The organism is Variovorax sp. VNK109, from assembly GCF_049445855.1.
Lineage (GTDB): Bacteria > Pseudomonadota > Gammaproteobacteria > Burkholderiales > Burkholderiaceae_C > JAGOCV01.
Genome location: NZ_JBMSDV010000006.1, coordinates 31,734 through 53,327 on the forward strand (window position 1 = coordinate 31,734; position 21,594 = coordinate 53,327).

Below are 21,594 nucleotides of genomic sequence, written 5' to 3' on the forward strand. Positions count from 1 at the left end.
GGGCTGGATCAGTTGAAGGTCTTGCCCTCGGCCACCAGCTTCTTGATGAGCGGTGCGGGTTCCCAGAACTTCGCGTCGTCCATCGGGTTTTTCTGGAAGCGCTTCATCGACTCGGCAACGTTGAACAAGCCGATCTGGTCGGCGTAGTGCATCGGACCGCCGCGGTAGATCGGGAAGCCGTAGCCGGTGAGGTATACCATGTCGATGTCGCTCGCCTTCGACGCGATGCCTTCTTCCAGGATCAGCGCGGCTTCATTCACCAGCGAATACACGAGGCGCTGCACGATTTCCTCGTCGGAGATCTTGCGGGCGGTGAAGCCCTTGTCGGCGCGGTTCTTCTCGATCATGTCGGTCACGAGCTTCGACGGAATCGCGTCGCGCTTGCCGGCCTGGTAGTCGTACCAGCCGGCGCCGGTCTTCTGGCCGAAGCGGCCCATCTCGCACAGCAGGTCGGCCGTCTTGCTGTACTTGATGTCCGGCTTCTCGATGGCGCGGCGCTTGCGGATGGCCCAGCCGATGTCGTTGCCGGCCAGGTCGCCCATGCGGAACGGACCCATCGCGAAGCCGAACTTCTCGATGGCCTTGTCCACCTGCTGCGGTGTCGCGCCTTCGTCCAGCAAAAAGCCAGCCTGCTGGCTGTAGCGCTCGATCATGCGGTTGCCGATGAAGCCGTCGGTCACGCCGGAGACCACGGCCGTCTTCTTGATCTTCTTGGCCAGCGCCATGACGGTGGCGAGCACGTCCTTGGCGGTCTTCTTGCCGCGCACCACTTCGAGCAGCTTCATCACGTTGGCCGGGCTGAAGAAGTGCATGCCGACCACGTCTTCGGGGCGCTTGGTGAACGCGGCGATCTTGTCCAGGTCGAGCGTGGACGTGTTGGACGCGAGGATCGCGCCCTTCTTCATCACGCCGTCCAGCGTCTCGAACACCTTCTGCTTGACGCCCATTTCCTCGAACACAGCCTCGATCACGAGGTCGGCGTCCTTGATGTCGTCGTAGCTCAGGGTGGTCGTCAGCAGGCTCATGCGCTGCTCGTACTTGTCTGCCTTCAGCTTGCCTTTCTTGACCTGTGCCTCGTAGTTCTTGCGGATGGTCGCGATGCCGCGGTCCAGCGCTTCCTGCTTCATCTCCAGCATCTTCACGGGGATGCCGGCGTTCAGGAAGTTCATGGTGATGCCGCCACCCATGGTGCCCGCGCCGATGACGGCCACGGCCTTGATGTCACGCTTGGGCGTGTCTTCCGGCACGTCGGGAATCTTGGACGCGGCACGTTCGGCCGCGAAGATGTGGCGCAGCGCGCGGCATTCGGGCGTCCACATCAGGTTGATGAAGATCTCGCGCTCGAAGAGCATGCCGTCGTTGAACTTCATCTTTGTCGCAGCTTCGACCGCATCCACGCACTTGCCCGGCGCGGGGAAGTTTTTCGCCATGCCCTTGACCATGTTGCGCGCAAACTGGAAGTACGCGTCGCCCATCGGGTGCTTGCACGGCAGGTTGCGCACCAGCGGCAGCGGGCTGCCGTCGGCATGCTTTGCGGCGACTTCCTTCGCGAAGGCCAGCGCTTCTTCGGGCAGCGATTCGATGGACGCGGCCATCTTGTCGAACAGCTTCTGGCCCGGCAGCGAAGCGAGCATCTCGCTCTTCACCGGCTCGCCCGAGACGATCATGTTCAGCGCCACCTCGACGCCGAGCACGCGCGGCAGGCGCTGCGTACCGCCGGCGCCGGGAATGAGGCCCAGCTTCACTTCGGGCAGCGCGACGTTCGCACCGGGCGCGGCGATGCGGTAGTGCGCGCCGAGCGAGAGCTCCAGACCGCCGCCCATCACCACGCTGTGCATGGCTGCAACCACCGGCTTGGCCGAGTTCTCCACCGCGAGGATCACGCTCAGCAGGTTCGGTTCGGCCAGCGCTTTGGGGCTGCCGAATTCCTTGATGTCCGCACCGCCCGAGAACGCCTTGCCGGCACCGGTAAGCACGATGGCCTTCACCGCTGCGTCGCCGTTGGCCTTGGCCAGCCCGTCGGTGACGGCCTTGCGGGTGTCGTAGCCCAGCCCGTTGACCGGAGGATTGTTCAGGGTGATCACGGCGACGTCGCCATGGACTTTGTATTCAGCGGTCATGCCGGTTTCCTTCGGGGAGATTGGGAGAAGGGAAAAAGAACGATCGTTCGATTTTTATTCTATAGGCAGTCCGTGACACCGCAACCGGTGCTTGTCCCTGCCGTGACATGGTGACAGGTTCCGCGGCGCTCAGACCTCGAGCCATTCCTTGCGGATGTAAGCGTCGTTGCGCAGCGCTTCCGGCGTGCCCTGGAAGACGATGCTGCCGTGCCCCATGACGAGGCAGCGATCAGAGATCTTCATCGCGATGGTGAGCTTCTGCTCGATCAGCAGCACCGACACGCCGCGCTCGCGCAGCACCTTGAGGTAGTCGGCCACGAGCTCGACGATCTTGGGCGCGAGGCCCTCCGTCGGCTCGTCGATGATGATCAGGTCCGGGTCGCCCATGAGCGTTCGGCACAGCGTGAGCATCTGCTGCTCGCCACCGGACATGACGCCGGCCTCGGTGTGCTCGCGCTCCTTCAGACGCGGGAACATGCGGTACATGTCCTCGAAGCTCCAGCGGCTGCCCTTGCCCGAACCCTTCTGGCCGAGCTGCAGGTTCTGGTGCACGGTGAGCTTGGGGAAGATGTCGCGGCTCTCGGGCACATAGCCCAGGCCCAGGTGCGCGATCTCGAAGGCCTTGCGCCCGCGGATCTGCTGGCCCTTCCAGAGCACCGAGCCGTCGCAGTCCACCAGGCCCATGATGGCCTTGGCGGTGGTCGAGCGGCCCGAGCCGTTGCGGCCCAGCAGCGCGACGATCTCGCCCTTGCCCACTTCCATGCTCACGCCGTGGAGGACGTGGCTCTTGCCGTAATAGGCGTGAAGATTTTCGATCTGCAGCATCTTCAGTGTCCTTGCGCCTGATGCTCGGCAATGACGGAGCCGAGATAGGCCTCCTGCACGCGCTGGTTGGCGCGCACGGCGTCGGGCGTATCGAAGGCAATGACCTCGCCGTACACCACCACCGCGATGCGGTCGGCCAGGCCGAACACCACCCCCATGTCGTGCTCCACCGTCAGCAGCGTCTTGCCGACGGTGATGTCCTTGATCAGGTTGATGAAACGCGTGGTCTCGCTCTTGCTCATGCCCGCCGTCGGTTCGTCCAGCAGGATGACGCTCGCGCCCCCGGCGATGGTGATGCCGATCTCCAGCGCACGCTGCTCGGCGTAGGTGAGGTTCATCGCCAGCACGTCGCGCTTCTTGTCGAGCTTGATCATCTCCATGAGTTCCTCGGCGCGGTCGTTGGCGTCGTCCAGCCGCGAGAGGAATTTCAGGAAGGTGTAACGGTAGCCCAGGCTCCAGAGCACGCCGCAGCGCAGGTTCTCGAACACGCTGAGCTTGGGGAAGATGTTGGTGATCTGGAAGCTGCGCGACAGGCCCATGCGGTTGATCTCGAACGGCTTCCTGCCGTCGATGCGCTGGCCGTGCAGCATCACTTCGCCGCTGCTGGGCTCGAACCGGCCGCTGATCAGGTTGAACAGCGTGGACTTGCCGGCACCGTTCGGTCCGATGATGGCAACGCGCTCACCCGCCTTCACCGCGAGGTTGGCACCCCGGATGATCTCGGTCTTGCCGAAGCTCTTGCGCAGGTCGCGCAGTTCCACAGCAAAAGGCGCCGACGAGGTGGTTGCGTTCATACCGCCGTCTCCCGCCGCTTGATCTCTTTCTCGATCTCCACCTGCACTTCACCCCAGTCATGCCTGAATTGCCTCCGGGCGAGCTCGAACAGGCCGAGGCCGGTGAGCAGCACGAAGGCCGAGCCGAACCAGCTGTCCAGGCCGCGCGCGTTCAACGTGATGCCCAGGAACTGCAATTCATCGCCCAGGGCACTGGCCAGTTGCAGGTGATAGATCATTTCGATCATCGCGCCCGCGCCCGCCAGCACCGTCAGGCCGGTCACCGCCAGGCCGAGGTAACTCGTCCAGACCTGCCGCAGCTTGCCGAATTTCGCCACACGCAGGTTCATCATGATCAGGCTGGCGATGCCACCCGGCGCGTACATCACCATGAACAGGAAGATGAGGCCCAGGTACAGCAGCCACGCCTTGGTGAATTCGGAGAACAGCACGAAGGCCAGCACCATCAGGATGGCGCCGATGATCGGCCCGAAGAAGAACGTCGCACCACCGAGAAACGTGAACAGCAGGTAGCCGCCCGAGCGTGCCGCGCCCACCACCTCGGCCGTGACGATCTCGAAGTTGATGGCTGCGAGGCCACCCGAGATGCCGGCGAAGAAGCCCGCGATGATGAAGGCCGTGTAGCGCACGCGCTGCGTGTTGTAGCCGATGAACTCCACGCGCTCGGGGTTGTCGCGTACCGCGTTGAGGATGCGGCCCAGCGGCGTCTGCGTGAAGGCGTACATGAGCGCCACGCAGATGAAGGTGTAGACCGCGATCAGGTAGTACACCTGCCGCTGCGGCCCGAAGGTGATGCCGAAGAACGCCTGCCCCGCCACGCGGTTGCCCGACACGCCGGCCTCGCCGCCGAAGAACTCGGAGAACATCAGCGACATGGCGAACACCAGCTCGGCCATGCCCAGCGTGATCATGGCGAAGGTCGTGCCAGATTTGCGCGTGGTCACGTAGCCCAGCAGGATGGCAAAGGCCATGCCTGCGAGACCTCCGACGATGGGAATCAGGCTGACCGGCAGCTTGAACGCGCCGGCCGTCACCTGGTTGAGCGCATGGATGGCCATGTACGAACCCAGCCCCGTGTACACCGCATGGCCGAAGCTGAGCATGCCGCCCTGCCCCAGCAACATGTTGTAGGACAGGCAGGCGATGATGGCGATGCCCATCTGCGAGAGCATGGTGAGCGACAGGTTGCTGCCGAACAGCAGCGGTGCCACGCCCATGATGAGCGCGAACGCGCCCCAGATGATCCAGCGGCCGACGTTGTACGGCCTGAATTCGTAGTGCGAGCGCGCCATGACTTCAGCCCTCCCGCGTGCCGAGCAGGCCCTTGGGCCGGAAGATGAGGATCAGCACCAGGAACAGGTACGGCAGGATCGGCGCCACCTGCGACAGCGTGAGTTTGACCACCGAGTTGTTCTTCGCCGCATCGCTGAGTTCGATGCCCAGCTGCTGCGCGAGCGTGATGAAGGAGTAGTCGAACGCCACCGCGAACGTCTGGATGACGCCGATCAGCACCGACGCGAGGAATGCGCCCGACAGCGAACCCATGCCGCCGACCACCACCACCACGAAGATCACCGATCCCACCGTGGCTGCCATGGCCGGCTCGGTGACGAAGGTGCTGCCGCCGATCACGCCGGCCAGTGCGGCCAGCCCCGTGCCGGCGCCGAACACCAGCATGAACACACGCGGCACGTTGTGGCCCAGCGACTCGACCATGTCCGGGTGCGTGAGCGCGGCCTGGATGACCAGCCCGATGCGCGTGCGTGTGAGCAGCAGCCACAGCGCCAGCAGCATCAGCAGCGCCACGAGCATCATGAAGCCGCGCGTGGCCGGGAACGGCGAGCAGAACACGCGTTCGGCCACGCCCGCTGCGGCGGTGCACATCTCGGCCGGCGCGGCGCCCCAGACGAAGCCCATGCCTTCGGCGTTGTGCACCAGCGTGAACGCCGGCCCCTGCAGCACGGCCGGCGGCTTGAACTCGACAGCCGTGCGGCCCCACACGAGCTGCACCAGCTCGAGCAGGATGTAAGAAAGCCCGAACGTGACGAGCAACTCGGGCACATGACCGTACTTGTGCACCTTGCGCAGGCTCATCCGCTCGAAGCCCGCGCCGAGCAGGCCCACGATCAGCGGCGCGATGACCAGGGCCGGCCAGAAACCGATGAAGCCCGACAGCGTGTAGCCGACGTAGGCCCCCACCATGTAGAAGCTGGCGTGCGCGAAATTGAGCACCCCCATCATGCTGAAGATCAGCGTGAGCCCCGAACTCAGCATGAACAGCAACAGGCCATAGCTGAGCCCGTTGAGCAGGGAGATGATCATGAACTCCATGTGTGTACTGCTTCTTCCGAAAAGAGAATCCCTGCCGGGCAACGGCCCGAGGTTAACCGCAGAAAACCGTGCCTGAAAAAAGGGCCCGACCGATCTTCATCTGTCAGGCCCCCTGCATCCAGCGGGTGCGCCGCAATCAGCCCGGACGCTTCATCTGGCAGCTGGTCGGTGTGCTGGAGACGTACGGCGGGAATTCCTTCACCGGCACCAGCGTCATGCCCGTGTTCTCGGGGCTGTACGGGTGCTTGGCGTCGGTCTTCTGCCAGACGGTCAGGTACAGCGGCTGCTGCAGCTGGTGGTCGGTCTTGCGCATCTGCACTTCACCGTTGAAGCTCTTCCACGACAGGCCTTCCAGCGCTGCCGCAACCTTCACCGGGTCGGTGGACTTGGCCTTGGCCATGGCTTCGGTCAGTGCCGAGTAGATCTGGATGACCGAGCCGGTGTAGAAGTCGTCCTTGTACTTCTGGTTGAACTCGGTCTGCCACTTGCCCATCTGGCCGGGCATGTTGTAGTGGTTGTAGGCGATCTGGTAGACGCGGCCTGCGGCGGCCGTGCCCAGCGCCGTCGGCGAACCGGTGATGCCGGCGTAGTACGTGTAGAACTTGCCGTTGTAGCCGCCTTCGTTGGCCGCCTTGATCAGCAGCGCCAGGTCGGAGCCCCAGTTGCCGGTGATCACGGTATCGGCGCCCGAGGCCTTGATCTTGGCGATGTACGGTGCGAAGTCACGCACCTGGGCGAGCGGGTGAAGGTCTTCGCCGGCGATCTGCACGTCCGGGCGCTTGCGCTTGAGGTTGTCCTTGGCGTAGGCGGCGACCTGATGGCCGTGCGAGTAGTTCTGGTTCAGCAGATACACCTTCTTGATGTCCGGCTGGTCCTTCATGAAGGTCGTCATGGCCTCGATCTTCATCGAGGTGTCCGCGTCGAAGCGGAAGTGCCAGTAGCTGCACTTGCTGTTGGTGAAGTCCGGGTCCACGGCCGAGTGATTCAGGAAGATGACTTCCTTGCCGGGGTTGCGCTCGTTGTGCTTGTTGACCGCGTCGATCAGCGCACCGGCGACGGACGAACCGTTGCCCTGCGTGATGTAACGCACGCCCTGGTCGAGCGCGGCCTTCAGCGCGTTCAGGCTTTCGGCGGGGCTGAGCTTGTTGTCGAAGGTCACCAGTTCGAACTTCACGCCCGCCGGGTTGCTCTTGTTGAACACCTCGGCGAAGTACTGGAAGCTCTTGACCTGGTTGTTGCCGACCGGCCCCATCAGGCCGGAGAGCGGGTCGATGAACGCAATCTTGACGGTTTCACCCTTCTGGGCGAAAGCGCCAGTCATGGCGAGGGTCATGGCGGCAAACGCCACGGATTTGACGATCAGTTTCATGCTTGTCTCCTTGTAATTCCTTGTACGCCGCAGAGTAGCCAGATTTGTGCGATGCAGCGCTCAGGGATTGCACCTACCACCGTCGCCTTTGCGACTGGTTAGCGACCGGTTCGCGACTGGTTTGTGGCCGTTTCAGGCCGTGGGCAGCGTGTAGTCCTTCAGTTGCTCGCGCAGCTTCGTCTTGAGCATCTTGCCGGTGGCACCCAGGGGAATGGCCTCGACGAAGATGATGTCGTCCGGAATCTGCCACTTGGCCACGGTCTTGCCCTCGAAGAAGCCGATCAGGTCCTCGCGCGTCACTTCCGCGCCCGGCTTCTTCACCACGGCAACCACAGGCCGCTCGTCCCACTTGGGGTGTTTCATGCCGATGCAGGCGGCCATGGCCACGGCCGGATGCGCCATGGCGATGTTCTCGATGTCGATGGAGCTGATCCACTCGCCGCCGGACTTGATGACGTCCTTGCTGCGGTCCGTGATCTGCATGTAACCATCCGGGTCGATGGTGGCCACGTCGCCGGTGGGGAACCAGCCCACGCCGTTTTCGTCTTTCACCAGCGGATTGCCGCCCTCGCCCTTGAAGTATTCCCTGACGACCCAGGGGCCTTTGACCAGCAGGTCGCCGAAGGCCTTGCCGTCCCACGGCAGCTCCTTGCCGTCGTCGCCCACGATTTTCATGTCCACGCCGTAGATCGCCCGACCCTGCTTGAGGCGGATCTTCATCTGCGCGTCCTTCGGCAGCGACAGGTGCTTGTTCTTGAGCGTGCACAGCGTACCGAGCGGGCTCATCTCGGTCATGCCCCAGGCGTGCAGCACGTCGACGTTGTAGTCGTCCTGGAAGGCCGTGATCATGGCCGGCGGACAGGCCGAGCCGCCGATGACGGTGCGGTTGAGCTTGCTGAACTTCAGGCCCCCCGGCTTCATGTGGCCGAGCAGCATCTGCCAGACGGTGGGCACACCGGCCGCGAAGGTGACGCCTTCGGCTTCGACCAGTTCATAGACCGACTTGCCGTCCAGCGCCGGGCCGGGGAAGACGAGTTTGCAGCCCACGAGCGCAGCCGAGTACGGAATGCCCCAGGCGTTGACGTGGAACATCGGCACCACCGGCAGCACCGAGTCGCGCGCGGACAGGTTCATTACATCCGGCAGCGCGGCGGCGTAGGCGTGCAGGACGGTGGAGCGGTGGCTGTAGAGCGCAGCCTTGGGGTTGCCCGTGGTGCCGCTCGTGTAGCACATGCTCGAGGCGGTGTTCTCGTCGAACACCGGCCAGACGTAGTCCGCAGATTGCGCGCCGATCCAGGCCTCGTAGCTCTGCAGGTTGGGGATGCCGGAGTCCTTGGGGCATTTGTCGGCATCGCACATCACGATCCACTGCTTCACCGTCGGGCACTTGGCGTGGACGGCCTGCACGATGGGCAGGAAGGTCGTGTCGAAGCACAGCACCTGGTCTTCGGCATGGTTGACGATCCATGCGATCTGCTCCGGGTGGAGGCGCGGGTTGATGGTGTGCAGGACGCGGCCAGAACCGCTGACGCCGAAATACATCTCCAGGTGCCGGTACCCGTTCCAGGCGATGGTGGCCACGCGGTCCGACACGCCCAGTTTCAGTGCATCCAGCGCGCCGGCGACCTGGCGCGAACGCGCCGCGACGTCCTTCCAGGTGTAGCGGTGGATGTCGCCTTCCACGCGGCGCGAGACGATCTCGCCGTCCCGGTGATGGCGGTCGGCGAAATCGATCAGCGTGGAAATCAGAAGCGGTTGGTCTTGCATCAAACCCAGCATGCGTACTCCTTGGTCTGTGGTTTTTTCTGGATACCGCAGTATTGCGCGATGCAACATGCCGCCGGATGCGGGAATGCCCTCACCGGCGCTGACTTGAGTCAACTGCGGGACAATCGCCAGCATGAACGCCAACACCTCGGCCGCCGTTGCGGCGGACAGCGGACTGCACTGGCAGGAGGGCTTTTCGCGCCTGGGCGACGCTTTCTTCACGCGCCTCTCGCCACGCCCCCTGCCCTCGCCCTATTGGGTCGGCACCAGTCGCGCGATGGCGCGCGAACTCGGCCTGTCCGATGAATGGGTGGCGTCGCAGGAAGCACTCGAGGCTTTCACCGGCAATATTCCCCTGGCTGGCAGCGACCCGCTGGCCAGCGTCTACAGCGGCCATCAGTTCGGCGTGTGGGCCGGCCAGTTGGGCGACGGCCGCGCCATCCTGCTGGGCGAGACGGACAAGGGCCAGGAAATCCAGCTCAAGGGTGCCGGCCTCACGCCGTATTCGCGCATGGGCGACGGCCGAGCCGTGCTGCGCTCTTCCATCCGTGAATTCCTGTGCAGCGAGGCGATGCATGCGCTGGGCGTGCCGACCAGCCGCGCGCTCTGCGTGACAGGCTCGAATGCGCCCGTGCGCCGGGAGACCATGGAAACCGCGGCCGTGGTGACGCGCGTGGCGCCCAGCTTCGTGCGCTTCGGGCATTTCGAACATTTCGCCTACAGCGGACAGCACGACGAACTCAGGAAGCTGGCGGACTACGTCATCGACCGTTACTACCCCGAGTGTCGCAACGCCACGACGCTGGCCGGTAACCCGTATGCCAACCTGCTGCAGGCGGTGAGTGCCCGTACGGCGCGTCTGATGGCGCACTGGCAGGCCGTTGGCTTCTGCCACGGGGTGATGAACACCGACAACATGAGCATCCTGGGCCTGACCATCGACTACGGCCCGTTCCAGTTCCTCGACGGCTTCAACCCGGCGCACATCTGCAACCACAGCGACACGCAGGGCCGCTACGCCTACAACCGCCAGCCCAACATCGCCTACTGGAACCTGTTCTGTCTGGGTCAGGCACTGTTGCCGCTGATCAGCCCGGCCGCAGAAAGCGGGAACGGTGAACAGGAGTTCGACCAGGAACTGGCACTCGCGGCGCTCGAGCCGTACAAGACACAGTTCCCCGAAGCCCTCGAAAACGCCATGCGTGCCAAGCTCGGCCTGGTGGACAGCCGTCCGGAGGACCGCGAGCTGATCGAGTCCGCGCTCAAGCTGCTGGCCAGCGAGCAGGCCGACTACACCATCTTCTGGCGACGCCTGTCGCACCACATCGCCGGCACGCCCGATCGGGCCGCCGCCGAACCTGTGCGGGACATTCTGCTGGACCGTCCTACCCTGGACGACTGGCTGCAGCGTTTCGACGTCCGCGTCGGAGCGGACCGGGCGGAAACCGGCCGCCGAATGCTCGCCGCCAACCCGAAATTCGTGCTGCGCAACCATCTGGGCGAAGAAGTCATCCAGGCCGCGAAACTTGGCGACTTTTCGCCACTCCAAGCCTTGGCCGACGTGCTTTCGGCCCCATTTGACGAGCATCCGGCGCACGAATCGTGGGCCGGGTTCCCGCCCGAATGGGCTTCCACCATCGAGATCAGCTGCTCATCATGACCACGAAAATCCAGAAATCAGACGCGGAATGGAAAGCCATCCTGGCCGAAAAGGGCGCGGAGCCTGCAGCTTTCGAAGTGACACGGCACGCCGCGACCGAGCGCCCGTTCACCGGCAAATACGAGGAGCACTGGGCCACGGGCCAGTACAACTGCATCTGCTGTGGTGCCAAACTGTTCGATTCTGAAACCAAGTTTGACGCGGGCTGCGGCTGGCCGAGCTTCTACAAGGAAGCCATCCCGGGCGCGATCCGCGAGATCGTGGACCGCAGCCATGGCATGGTGCGTACGGAAACGGTCTGCGCCAACTGCGGCGCGCACCTGGGCCACGTGTTTCCGGACGGCCCGGCTCCCACCGGGCTGCGATACTGCATGAATTCAGCGTCGCTGGATTTCGCACCGCGACCCGGAGAGTCGTGGGACGAACCCGCAAAATCCTGATTCCGGCATCTCCCGCATCATTCATGAAACTGTTCTTCGACTTCCTGCCCGGCGTCCTTTTCCTCGGCGCGCTCTACCTGTTCGACATCTACGTCGCCACGATGGTCATCATGGCGGCCATGACGCTGCAGGTGCTCGGCCTGCTGGTTCTGCGCAAGAAGGTCACGGGCATGCAGTGGTTCACGCTGGCGGTCATCCTGGCCTTCGGCGCTGCCACGCTGGTGCTGCACAACCCGGTGTTCATCAAGTGGAAGCCGACGGTAATCTACTGGATCTTCGCCACCGCGCTGCTGCTCGGCCCCGTGCTGTTCAAGCGCAACTTCATCCAGATGCTGATGAAGGAGCAACTCACGCTGCCGGACCACGCATGGTCCAGACTCAACATGGGCTGGGCGGTGTTCATGGCGGCGCTGGGCGGCCTGAACCTGTGGGTGGCCTACACCTTCTCGGAGAAGACCTGGGGCCTGTTCAAGGTGTTCGGTGTCGTGGGCCTGATGGTGGTGTTCATGGTCGGCCAGCTCATGTACTTCAGCAAGTACATGAAGTCCGACGAACCCGGCAACGAGGCAGGCAACCCTTGAGCACCGCCGCTTCAACGGCCTTGCCGCAGGCCGGCGAATTGCAGGTCCGTCTGGCCGAACGGCTCACGCCATCGCGGCTCGAAGTGCTCGATGAAAGCGCCGCGCATGCAGGTCATTCGGGTGCCGGGCCGCTGGGTTACGGCACCCATTTCAGGGTGCGGATCGCCTCACCTTTGTTTACCGGAAAGCCCCGCGTGGCGCAGCATCGCCTTGTGTATGATGCGCTGCAAGATTTTATCGACCAGGGTGTGCACGCTATTGCCATAGAAGTGCTGCCCGCCAAGGAAACCCCATGAAAAAACTCCTCACAAGCATTGCTGCTGCGGCCGTGCTGGCTGCTTCGTTGCCCGCTCTCGCCCAGAACGTGGCCATCGTCAACGGCAAAGCCGTTCCCAAGGCACGCATGGACGTGCTGGTCCAGCAACTCGCCGCCTCCGGCCGCGCCGTACCCCCCGAAATGGAAGGCCAGTTGCGCGAGGAAGTCATCATGCGCGAGGTGTTCATGCAGGAAGCGCAGAAGCGCGGCCTCGACGCTTCGGAAGACTACAAGGCGCAGGTCGAGCTGGCGCGCCAGAGCATCCTGATCCGCGAGTTGTTCAACGACTACCGCAAGCAGAACCCGGTCACCGATGCCGACCTGAAGGTCGAATACGACAAGCTCGTGGCAGCGAACGCCGGCCAGGAATACAAGGTCCGCCACATCCTCGTGGAGAAGGAAGACCAGGCCAAGACCATCATCGCCAGCCTGAAGAAGGGCGGCAAGTTCGACGAGATCGCCAAGAAGCAATCCAAGGACCCCGGATCGGGCGCTGAAGGTGGCGATCTGGGTTGGTCGCCCGCCAATGCCTTCGTGCCCGAGTTCACCAAGGCCATGGTTGCGCTGAAGAAGGGCCAGACCACCGATGCGCCGGTGCAGAGCCAGTTCGGCTGGCACGTCATCCGCGTGGACGACGTGCGCGAGATCAGCTTCCCGAAGTTCGAGGAAGTGAAGCCGCAACTCGAGCAGCAGATGGTGCAGCAGAAGATGGCAAGCTTCCAGCGTGAACTGCGCGAGAAGGCGAAGGTCGAGTAAGACGCTTCGGCCCTTCAAGAAGAAAAGCCCGGCAATGCCGGGCTTTTTTGTTTGGCCGGTCCGGTAGCGTGCCTCAGCGATGGCCGCGCGCCTTGTTGACCGCCATGACCAGCAGGACGACGATGCCGCCTGCAACAACACCCGTCACACCATCGAGCAGCGTCGGCAGGATCGCGCCGAAGAAACCGCCGGCCGACGCCGAAACGCGCTCGATCGCATGGTGCAGCGGACCGATGCCGTGCGTGAGGATGCCGCCGCCGACCAGGAACATGGCTGCCGTGCCCAGCACGGACAGGCCTTTCATCATCCATGGTGCTGCAGCGACGATGGCACGCCCCACCGCCCGCGCCGCAGCGCTTGCCTTGCGGCTGAGGTACAGACCCAGGTCGTCGAGCTTCACGATGCCCGCCACGAGGCCGTAGACACCGACAGTCATCAGGATCGCGATGCCCGACAGCACCGCAACCTGGTTGACGAAGGGTGAGTTCTGCACCACGCCCAGCGTGATCGCGATGATTTCCGCCGACAGGATGAAATCGGTACGGACGGCACCCTTGATCTTGTCCTTTTCGAACGCGACCATGTCCACGTTCTCCGACACCAGCGCGTCGACTTTGGCGGCATGTGCCGCCTCGTCCTCTTCCTTGCTGTGCAGGAACTTGTGCGCGACTTTCTCGAAGCCCTCGTAACAGAGGAAAGCGCCGCCCAGCATGAGCAGCGGCGTCACCGCCCAGGGAATGAACGCGCTGATGGCCAGCGCGGCGGGCACAAGGATGATCTTGTTGATCGTCGAACCCTTGGCGACCGCCCAGACGACCGGCAATTCCCGCTCGGCCATGACGCCCGTGACCTGCTGCGCATTGAGCGCGAGATCGTCACCCAGCACACCGGCGGTCTTCTTTGCCGCCACCTTGGTCATGACAGAGACATCGTCCAGGATCGTGGCGATGTCGTCGATCAGGGCCAGCAGACTGCTTCCGGCCATATCCTCTTCCTTCGGGTAGTTCTGTTCCCCGGAGTATGCCGTGTCAGCCGACCCAGCGGCGCGCGTTTTGCCAGACGCGCATCCACGGGCTGTGCGCGCCGGGGTCGCCGGAGGTCCAGCTCATCTGGATGTTGCGCGAGACGCGCTCGGGGTGCGGCATGAGCGCGGTGAAACGGCCGTCGGCCGTGGTCACCGCCGTCAATCCACCCGGGCTGCCGTTCGGGTTGAACGGATAGCTTTCGGTCGCCTGGCCGCGGTTGTCCACGTAGCGCATGGCAGCGATGGCCTTCGATGCGTCGCCACGACGTGAAAAGTTGGCAAAGCCTTCGCCGTGCGCCACGGCAATGGGCAGGCGGCTGCCGGCCATGCCGGCGAAGAACAGGCTGGGCGACTCGAGCACTTCCACCATCGACAGGCGCGCCTCGAAGCGTTCGCTGCGGTTGGTGGTGAAACGCGGCCACGCGCCGGCGCCGGGAATGATGTCGGCCAGCTCGGCGAACATCTGGCAGCCGTTGCAGATGCCGATTCCGAAGGTATCGGTGCGCGCGAAGAAGCTCTTGAACTGGCTGGACAGCACGTCGTTGAACGTGACGCTGCGTGCCCAGCCGATGCCCGCGCCCAGCGTGTCGCCGTAGCTGAAGCCGCCGCAGGCCACAATGCCCTTGAACTCGCGCAGGTCGGCGCGGCCATTTTGCAGGTCGGTCATGTGCACGTCGTAAGCGTCGAAGCCGGCCTGCGTGAACACCCAGGCCGTTTCCACATGCGAGTTGACGCCCTGTTCGCGCAGGATCGCCACTTTGGGGCGCGACAGGTTCAGGAACGGTGCGGCGACGTTGTCCGAAGGATCGAACGTCAATGCGACGTGCGCACCCGGGTCTTCCGGCCGGCCCGCTGCGGCGTGTTCGGCATCCGCGCCTTCGGGGTTGTCACGCTGCTGGCAGATCTTCCAGCTCACGCTGTCCCAGACCTGGTGCAGGTCATGAAGCTTCGCGCTGAACACGGCCTTCGTGTCGCGCCAGACCTGCACTTCGCCCTTGCCCGCGTCCATGGCGGAGGACACCGGCCGCGTCTTGCCGACGAAATGGCTGTGCTGCGAGAGACCGTGCGCGCGCAGCACCTGCATGACCTCATTGCGCTCGGACGTACGCACCTGCAGCAGCACGCCCAGCTCTTCGGTGAACAGCGCCTTGAGCGTGAGTTCCTCGCGGCGCGCGCTGACCTGGCTGGCCCAGTTCTTCGCATCGCCCGTGTCCATCTTGCTGTCGTTGATGCCGTCGCCTTCGATGACGAGCATGTCCACGTTGAGCGCCACACCCACGTGACCGGCAAACGCCATCTCGCAGGCGGCTGCGAACAGGCCGCCGTCGCTGCGGTCGTGGTAGGCCAGGATCTGACCCTTGGCACGCAATGCGTTCACTGCGTCAACCAGGCGGATCAGGTCTTGCGGGTCGTCCAGATCAGGCACGCCGTCCTTCACCGGGCAGCCGGACTGCCCGAGCGACTGCGCAAGGATGCTGCCGGCCATGCGGTGACGGCCGCGGCCCAGGTCCACCAGCACCAGCGTGGTGTCTTCTTCCTTCGCGTCGAGCTGCGGTGTGAGCGTGCCGCGCACATCGGGCAAAGTGGCGAAGGCGCTGACGATCAGGCTCACTGGCGAGCTGACCTTCTTCTGCGTGCCGTTGTCATTCCACTGCGTGCGCATCGAAAGGCTGTCCTTGCCCACCGGCACCGAAATGCCCAGCGCCGGGCACAGTTCCATGCCCACGGCATGCACCGTGTCATACAGCGCGGCGTCTTCTCCGGGTTCGCCGCAAGCGGCCATCCAGTTGGCGGAGAGCTTCACGCGCTTCAAGTCCATCGGAGCGGCCAGCAGGTTGGTGATGGCCTCGGCCACGGCCATGCGACCGGAGGCCGGCGCGTCCATGGCGGCCAGCGGCGTGCGCTCGCCCATGCTCATGGCTTCGCCGGCGAAGCCGTCGTAATCGGCCAGCGTGACGGCGCAGTCGGCCACCGGCACCTGCCAGGGGCCGACCATCTGGTCGCGGTGGCTCATGCCGCCCACGGTGCGGTCGCCGATGGTCACGAGGAATCGCTTGGACGCCACCGTCGGGTGGCTCAGCACGTCGATCGCCGCCTTCTGCAGGCTCACGCCGTCCAGGTCGAGCGGCGTGAAGTTGCGCTGGACACGCTTCACGTCGCGGTGCATGCGCGGCGGCTTGCCCAGCAGCACGTCCATGGGCATGTCGACCGGCGTTTCAGCGGCATTGGCGGAAGGCTCACCGCCTTCGGCCAGCACCAGCTGGCGCTCTTCGGTTGCGACACCCACGACGGAGAACGGGCAACGCTCGCGTTCGCAGAAGGCACGGAACATGGCCAGCGACTCCGGCGCGATGGCCATCACGTAGCGCTCCTGGCTTTCGTTGCACCAGATTTCCTTGGGCGCGAGGCCGGACTCTTCCAGCGGTACCGCGCTCAGGTCGAAACGCGCGCCGCGTCCGGCGTCATTGGTGATTTCGGGGAAGGCGTTGGACAGGCCACCGGCACCGACATCGTGGATGGCCAGGATCGGATTGGCCGCGCCCTGCGCCCAGCAATGGTTGATGACTTCCTGCGCACGGCGCTCGATCTCGGGGTTACCTCGCTGCACGGAGTCGAAATCGAGTTCTGCCGCGTTGGCGCCCGTGGCCATGGAGCTCGCCGCGCCGCCGCCCATGCCGATGCGCATGCCCGGCCCGCCCAGTTGCACCAGCAGCGTGCCGGCGGGGAAAAGGATCTTCTTCGTCTGCCCGGAGTCGATCTGACCGAGGCCGCCGGCGATCATGATGGGCTTGTGATAGCCGCGCTCCACGCCGCCTGCCTGCTGCTCGTATTCGCGGAAGTAGCCCAGCAGGTTGGGACGGCCGAATTCATTGTTGAAGGCGGCACCGCCCAGCGGGCCCTCGGTCATGATCTGCAGCGGACTGGCAATGTGCCCGGGCTTGCCGATGCTTTGCCCTTCGGCGGGCCACAGTCGCGAAACCGTGAAGCCGGTCAGGCCCGCCTTCGGCCTGGAGCCACGCCCCGTCGCGCCTTCGTCGCGGATTTCCCCACCCGCCCCCGTGGAAGCGCCCGGGAACGGCGAAATGGCCGTCGGGTGGTTGTGCGTCTCCACCTTCATCAGTACATGGTGTGTGGCCGCTTGCGATTCGTAGCGGTTGGCCGAGTTGCCGGCGGGCGCGATGAAGCGCTGCACCGCATTGCCTTCCATGATGGACGCGTTGTCCGAGTACGCGACCACCGTGTGTTGCGGGCTCGTCTGGTGGGTGTGGCGGATCATGCCGAACATGCTCTTTTCCTGCGCCACGCCGTCGATGGTGAAGCTCGCGTTGAAGATCTTGTGGCGGCAGTGTTCGCTGTTGGCCTGCGCGAACATCATCAGTTCGACGTCGGTCGGGTTGCGCGCCAGGCCCTTGAACGCGTCCACCAGATAGTCGATCTCGTCTTCCGCCAGTGCCAGGCCGAAGTGCCGGTTGGCTTCTTCCAGCGCGGCGCGGCCGCCGCCCAGCACGTCCACGTGCTCCATGGGCGCGGCCTGCAGCTCGGTGAAAAGGTTCGCGGCCTGGTCGCGCGAAGCCAGTGCGCTTTCGGTCATGCGGTCGTGCAGCAGCGCGGCGACTGCCGCCCATTGCGATTCGTCCAGAGAAGCCTTCGACAGCAGGCCGGATTTCAGCGTGACGCGGTATTCGACGATGCGCTCCACACGCTTGAGTGCGAGGCCGCAGTTGTGGGCGATGTCCGTTGCCTTGGACGCCCAGGGCGACACGGTGCCCAGGCGCGGACTCACGACGACGAGGACGGCTTCGCCCTGCGGGGCTTCGTACGGGTCGCCATAGGTCAGCAACGCGGCCAGGCGCTCCTTCAGCGCGGCGTCGGGCGCGGTTTCGGAGGCCACCAGATGCACGAACCGGGCCGAAATGCCATCGATCTTCCCGTGGATCGCCTGGAGGCGGGGGAGCAATTGGCGGACGCGGAACGCACTGAGGGCGTTGCTGCCCTCGAACTGGGTGATTTGGAGGGTCACGTTGGTGGCCTTGAGGATGCAGGAGGGTGCAGGAATGGAGAACTTCGCCACGGACCGCTGACTGGGGCCACGCAGGCAATGCGGATTTTAACCGGCACCCTGCCCCCTCTGACGCCCTCTGGGATAATTGCGGCCATGACGATCACCTACAAAGACGCCGAGGGCATCGAAGGCATGCGCCATGCATGCCGCCTGGCTTCGGAAGTCCTGGACTACCTGACCCCGTTCGTGAAACAGGGCACCACCACGAAGGAAATCGACCGCCTGGCCAACGAATACATGGTCAAGGTGCAGGGCACGCGCTCGGCCACGCTCGGTTACCAGCCGCCCGGTTACCCGCCCTACCCGGCTTCGCTGTGCACCTCGCTCAACCATGTGGTGTGTCACGGCATCCCGAACGACAAGCCGCTCAAGAAGGGCGACATCATGAACATCGATGTCACCGTGATCACCGACGACGGCTGGTACGGCGACAACAGCCGCATGTACATCATCGGCGAAGGCTCCATCGCGGCCAAACGCCTGTGCGCCATCACCTACGACGCCATGTGGCACGGCATCGTGCAGGTCAAACCGGGCGCGCGGCTGGGCGACATCGGCCACGCCATCCAGAAATTCGCCGAGGCGAGCGGCTATTCGGTGGTACGCGAATTCTGCGGACACGGCATCGGCAAGAAATTCCACGAGGAACCGCAGGTGCTGCACTACGGCCGCCCGGGCACCATGGAAGAGCTCCAGCCCGGCATGACCTTCACCATCGAGCCGATGATCAACGCCGGTCGCCGCGACATCAAGGAGCTCGGCGACGGCTGGACCATCGTCACGCGCGACCATTCACTGTCCGCGCAGTGGGAACACACGGTCCTGGTGACCGAAACCGGTTACGAAGTGCTGACCCTGTCCGCCGGCAGCCCGCCGCCGCCCGCCTTCGTGAATGCCTGAGCGGGCCATGTCCGCCGATCTGCAAGCGCTGCGAGAGGACTATCGCGTCCGCAAGGCCGCATTGCTCGAAAACATCGCCAGCAGCGGCGGCTCGACCCGGGGCGTTCGCTCCACGCTGCAAAAGCTGGCCGTCCTGGCCGACGGCCTGTTGCGTGACCTGTGGACGCACGCCGGATTCGGCAAGCCGTTCGCACTTGTGGCGGTGGGCGGTTACGGGCGCGGTGAGCTGTATCCGCAATCGGATGTGGACGTGCTGGTCCTCCTTCCCGACGGCCAGTCACCCGACACCGACGAGGCGCTCAAGGCCCGCATCGAAACCTTCATCGGCTCATGCTGGGACTCGGGTCTCGAGATCGGCTCCAGCGTGCGTTCGCTGTCCGAATGCGTGGCCGAGGCCAGCAAGGACGTGACGGTTCAGACCTCCCTGCTGGAAGCACGGCTCATCACCGGCAACGCGAGCCTGTTCGCCCGGTTCTGCAAGCGTTTCGAAGCGGACCTGGACCCGAAAGCATTTTTCGTTGCCAAGACGCTGGAGATGCGCCAGCGTCACAACAAGTTCGAGAACACGCCTTATTCGCTCGAACCCAACTGCAAGGAGAGCCCCGGTGGCCTGCGCGATCTGCAGGTGATCCAGTGGGTGGCCCGCGCGGCGGGGCTGGGCAAGAGCTGGGACGAACTCGCGCGGCGCGGCCTGGCCACGCCCTTCGAGGCGCGCCGCATCAAGCGCAACGAGGCGCTGCTGGGCCTCATCCGCGCGCGCCTGCACCTGCTGGCCAAGCGCCGCGAAGACCGGCTGGTGTTCGACATGCAGACGGTCGTGGCCGAGTCGTTCGGGTTCAGGAGCGAAGGCGGCCGCCGCGCCAGCGAGGAGCTGATGCGCCGCTACTACTGGACGGCCAAGGCCGTGACGCAGTTGAACCAGATCCTGCTGCTCAACATCGAAGAGCGGCTCAATCCGGTCACTCCTGCGCCACGCCCCATCAACGAGCGCTTCCTGGACAAGGCCGGCATGCTCGAAGTGGACAGCGACGACCTGTACGTGAAGCAACCGCACGCCATCCTCGAAACCTTCCTGCTGTACGAGACGACGGTCGGCATCAAGGGCCTGTCGGCCCGCACGCTGCGTGCGCTGTATGCGGCGCGCAAGGTGATGGACGGCAAGTTCCGCAACGACCCGGCCAACCACGCGATGTTCATGCGCATCCTGCAGGAGCCGCCAAGCGGCATCACGCACGCCATGCGGCTGATGAACCAGACGTCCGTACTGGGCCGCTACCTCTGGGTGTTCCGCGGCATCGTGGGGCAGATGCAGCACGACTTGTTCCACGTCTACACGGTGGATCAGCACATCCTGATGGTGCTGCGCAATGTGCGGCGCTTCTTCATCGCCGAGCATGCGCATGAGTACCCGTTCTGCTCGCAACTGGCTGCCGGCTGGGACAAGCCCTGGATCTTCTACGTGGCCGCCCTGTTCCATGACATCGCCAAGGGTCGCGGCGGCGACCATTCCGAGCTCGGTGCGAAGGACGTGAGGCGCTTCTGCCGCCAGCACGGCATCGACGCGGAAGACACGAAGCTCATCGAATTCCTGGTGCACGAGCACCTCACCATGAGCCGCATCGCGCAGAAGGAAGACCTGAGCGACGCGGACGTGATCAACGGCTTTGCCAAACGCGTCGGCAACGAGCGCTACCTGACTGCGCTGTACCTGCTGACGGTGGCCGACATCCGAGGCACCAGCCCGAAGGTGTGGAACGCCTGGAAAGGCAAGCTGCTCGAAGATCTGTACCGCTACACGCTGCGCACGCTGGGCGGCCGCGCGCCCGACCCGGACACCGAAGTCGAGGCCCGCAAGCGCGAGGCGCTGGTGCTGCTGGCCCTCTACACGCTGCCCCACGATGCGCACAAGCCGCTGTGGGAGACGCTGGATGTCGGCTACTTCATGCGCCACGAGGCGGCGGACATCGCCTGGCACGCCAAGCACCTGTCGCGCCACGTCACGCGCGACCCCGAAACGAAAAAACCCGTGTCCGATGCGCGAGCCATCGTGCGTGCACGGCTCTCGCCGGTAGGCGAAGGCTTGCAGGTCATGGTCTACACGCCCGACCAGCCCGACCTCTTCGCACGCATCTGCGGATATTTCGACCAGGCCGGTTTCAGCATCCTGGATGCCAAGGTGCACACCGCCTCCAACGGCTATGCGCTCGACACTTTCCAGGTGGTGACGTCGGTGTTGCCCGAGCACTACCGCGAACTGATCAGCATGGTGGAAGCCGAGCTCGACACCACGATCGAGGAACCCGGCCCGCTGCCTGCGCCGAGCCGCGGTCGCGTCTCGCGCCGCGTGAAGAGCTTCCCCATCACCCCGCGCGTGGACCTGCGCCCCGACGACAAGGCCCAGCGCTGGCTGCTCAACATTTCCGCGAGCGACCGCGCCGGCCTGCTCTACAGCGTGGCGCGCGTGCTCGCGAAGCACAAGATCAACCTGCAGCTCGCCAAGGTCACCACGCTGGGTGAGCGCGTGGAAGATACCTTCCTCATCCACGGGCCCGAGCTGCAGCAGAACCGCGCGCAGATCGAGATCGAGACGGAATTGCTGGAAGCGCTGTCGTCCTGAGGCCGTTGTTGATAGCAATTCTCATTGCAAA

The 21,594-nt window shown here is 64.5% G+C and carries 16 protein-coding genes; 7 read left to right on the forward strand and 9 right to left on the reverse strand.

What is annotated here, in order from left to right; translation table 11 throughout:
- Positions 1-8: 8 nt before the first annotated feature.
- From ACO2Q9_RS18050 to ACO2Q9_RS18080, 7 genes are all read right to left on the reverse strand, one after another.
- Complete coding sequence (locus ACO2Q9_RS18050; RefSeq protein WP_423313315.1) at positions 9-2,120, reverse strand: 3-hydroxyacyl-CoA dehydrogenase NAD-binding domain-containing protein; 2,112 nt, start codon at positions 2,118-2,120, stop codon at positions 9-11.
- 129 nt (positions 2,121-2,249) lie between these two features.
- Positions 2,250-2,945: an ABC transporter ATP-binding protein gene (locus ACO2Q9_RS18055; RefSeq protein WP_423313317.1), complete on the reverse strand. Its 696-nt coding sequence runs from the start codon at positions 2,943-2,945 to the stop codon at positions 2,250-2,252.
- Between the two features lie 2 nt (positions 2,946-2,947).
- Positions 2,948-3,739: an ABC transporter ATP-binding protein gene (locus tag ACO2Q9_RS18060; RefSeq protein WP_423313319.1), complete on the reverse strand. Its 792-nt coding sequence runs from the start codon at positions 3,737-3,739 to the stop codon at positions 2,948-2,950.
- Positions 3,736-5,031, reverse strand: a complete 1,296-nt coding sequence (locus tag ACO2Q9_RS18065) for a branched-chain amino acid ABC transporter permease (protein ID WP_423313320.1) — start codon at positions 5,029-5,031, stop codon at positions 3,736-3,738. The genes ACO2Q9_RS18060 and ACO2Q9_RS18065 overlap by 4 nt, the downstream gene beginning before the upstream one ends.
- Before the next feature lie 4 nt (positions 5,032-5,035).
- Positions 5,036-6,070, reverse strand: coding sequence for a branched-chain amino acid ABC transporter permease (locus ACO2Q9_RS18070; protein ID WP_423313322.1), 1,035 nt, complete (start codon positions 6,068-6,070; stop codon positions 5,036-5,038).
- 136 nt (positions 6,071-6,206) lie between these two features.
- Positions 6,207-7,439 (reverse strand): branched-chain amino acid ABC transporter substrate-binding protein, encoded by a 1,233-nt coding sequence (locus ACO2Q9_RS18075; protein ID WP_423313324.1) that lies wholly within the window; start codon positions 7,437-7,439, stop codon positions 6,207-6,209.
- Positions 7,440-7,571: 132 nt separating this feature from the next.
- Entirely contained in the window at positions 7,572-9,218 is a 1,647-nt protein-coding gene (locus tag ACO2Q9_RS18080) for a 3-(methylthio)propionyl-CoA ligase (RefSeq protein ID WP_423313326.1), read from the reverse strand.
- Positions 9,219-9,339: 121 nt separating this feature from the next.
- Between ACO2Q9_RS18080 and ACO2Q9_RS18085 the strand changes: the two genes are divergently transcribed.
- Genes ACO2Q9_RS18085 through ACO2Q9_RS18105 form a run of 5 tightly spaced genes read left to right on the forward strand, consistent with a single transcriptional unit; the run spans position 9,340 to position 12,959 of the window.
- Positions 9,340-10,866, forward strand: a complete 1,527-nt coding sequence (locus ACO2Q9_RS18085) for a protein adenylyltransferase SelO (RefSeq protein WP_423313328.1) — start codon at positions 9,340-9,342, stop codon at positions 10,864-10,866.
- Entirely contained in the window at positions 10,863-11,306 is a 444-nt protein-coding gene (msrB, locus tag ACO2Q9_RS18090) for a peptide-methionine (R)-S-oxide reductase MsrB (protein WP_423313330.1), read from the forward strand. Before ACO2Q9_RS18085 ends, msrB begins: the two co-directional genes overlap by 4 nt.
- A gap of 23 nt (positions 11,307-11,329) precedes the next feature.
- Positions 11,330-11,887 carry a septation protein A gene (locus tag ACO2Q9_RS18095; RefSeq protein ID WP_423313332.1) on the forward strand — a complete coding sequence of 186 codons (558 nt, stop codon included), beginning with the start codon at positions 11,330-11,332 and terminating at the stop codon, positions 11,885-11,887.
- Positions 11,884-12,183, forward strand: coding sequence for a BolA family protein (locus tag ACO2Q9_RS18100; protein ID WP_423313334.1), 300 nt, complete (start codon positions 11,884-11,886; stop codon positions 12,181-12,183). The genes ACO2Q9_RS18095 and ACO2Q9_RS18100 overlap by 4 nt, the downstream gene beginning before the upstream one ends.
- Positions 12,180-12,959 carry a peptidylprolyl isomerase gene (locus ACO2Q9_RS18105; protein ID WP_423313335.1) on the forward strand — a complete coding sequence of 260 codons (780 nt, stop codon included), beginning with the start codon at positions 12,180-12,182 and terminating at the stop codon, positions 12,957-12,959. The genes ACO2Q9_RS18100 and ACO2Q9_RS18105 overlap by 4 nt, the downstream gene beginning before the upstream one ends.
- 73 nt (positions 12,960-13,032) lie before the next feature.
- Here the strand turns inward: ACO2Q9_RS18105 and ACO2Q9_RS18110 are convergent, their stop codons facing one another.
- Together ACO2Q9_RS18110 and purL are read right to left on the reverse strand one after the other, a co-directional pair.
- A complete protein-coding gene (locus ACO2Q9_RS18110; protein ID WP_423313337.1) occupies positions 13,033-13,944 on the reverse strand; it encodes a DUF808 domain-containing protein in 912 nt (303 codons plus the stop codon).
- Between the two features lie 43 nt (positions 13,945-13,987).
- Complete coding sequence (purL, locus tag ACO2Q9_RS18115; RefSeq protein ID WP_423313339.1) at positions 13,988-18,004, reverse strand: phosphoribosylformylglycinamidine synthase; 4,017 nt, start codon at positions 18,002-18,004, stop codon at positions 13,988-13,990.
- Between the two features lie 135 nt (positions 18,005-18,139).
- Here purL and map point away from each other — a divergent pair, with 135 nt between their 5' ends.
- Together map and ACO2Q9_RS18125 are read left to right on the forward strand one after the other, a co-directional pair.
- Positions 18,140-18,946 (forward strand): type I methionyl aminopeptidase, encoded by an 807-nt coding sequence (gene map / locus ACO2Q9_RS18120; RefSeq protein WP_423313341.1) that lies wholly within the window; start codon positions 18,140-18,142, stop codon positions 18,944-18,946.
- Between the two features lie 7 nt (positions 18,947-18,953).
- Complete coding sequence (locus ACO2Q9_RS18125) at positions 18,954-21,563, forward strand: [protein-PII] uridylyltransferase (protein WP_423313343.1); 2,610 nt, start codon at positions 18,954-18,956, stop codon at positions 21,561-21,563.
- Positions 21,564-21,594: the final 31 nt, after the last annotated feature.

Bases quoted from the DNA above. Each gene is read 5' to 3' on its own strand.
- ACO2Q9_RS18050 (WP_423313315.1), bottom strand. From the start codon at position 2,120: ATGACCGCTGAATACAAAGTCCATGGCGACGTCGCCGTGATCACCCTG.
- ACO2Q9_RS18055 (WP_423313317.1), bottom strand. From the start codon at position 2,945: ATGCTGCAGATCGAAAATCTTCACGCCTATTACGGCAAGAGCCACGTC.
- ACO2Q9_RS18060 (WP_423313319.1), bottom strand. From the start codon at position 3,739: ATGAACGCAACCACCTCGTCGGCGCCTTTTGCTGTGGAACTGCGCGAC.
- ACO2Q9_RS18065 (WP_423313320.1), bottom strand. From the start codon at position 5,031: ATGGCGCGCTCGCACTACGAATTCAGGCCGTACAACGTCGGCCGCTGG.
- ACO2Q9_RS18070 (WP_423313322.1), bottom strand. From the start codon at position 6,070: ATGGAGTTCATGATCATCTCCCTGCTCAACGGGCTCAGCTATGGCCTG.
- ACO2Q9_RS18075 (WP_423313324.1), bottom strand. From the start codon at position 7,439: ATGAAACTGATCGTCAAATCCGTGGCGTTTGCCGCCATGACCCTCGCC.
- ACO2Q9_RS18080 (WP_423313326.1), bottom strand. From the start codon at position 9,218: ATGCTGGGTTTGATGCAAGACCAACCGCTTCTGATTTCCACGCTGATC.
- ACO2Q9_RS18085 (WP_423313328.1), top strand. From the start codon at position 9,340: ATGAACGCCAACACCTCGGCCGCCGTTGCGGCGGACAGCGGACTGCAC.
- msrB (WP_423313330.1), top strand. From the start codon at position 10,863: ATGACCACGAAAATCCAGAAATCAGACGCGGAATGGAAAGCCATCCTG.
- ACO2Q9_RS18095 (WP_423313332.1), top strand. From the start codon at position 11,330: ATGAAACTGTTCTTCGACTTCCTGCCCGGCGTCCTTTTCCTCGGCGCG.
- ACO2Q9_RS18105 (WP_423313335.1), top strand. From the start codon at position 12,180: ATGAAAAAACTCCTCACAAGCATTGCTGCTGCGGCCGTGCTGGCTGCT.
- ACO2Q9_RS18110 (WP_423313337.1), bottom strand. From the start codon at position 13,944: ATGGCCGGAAGCAGTCTGCTGGCCCTGATCGACGACATCGCCACGATC.
- map (WP_423313341.1), top strand. From the start codon at position 18,140: ATGACGATCACCTACAAAGACGCCGAGGGCATCGAAGGCATGCGCCAT.
- ACO2Q9_RS18125 (WP_423313343.1), top strand. From the start codon at position 18,954: ATGTCCGCCGATCTGCAAGCGCTGCGAGAGGACTATCGCGTCCGCAAG.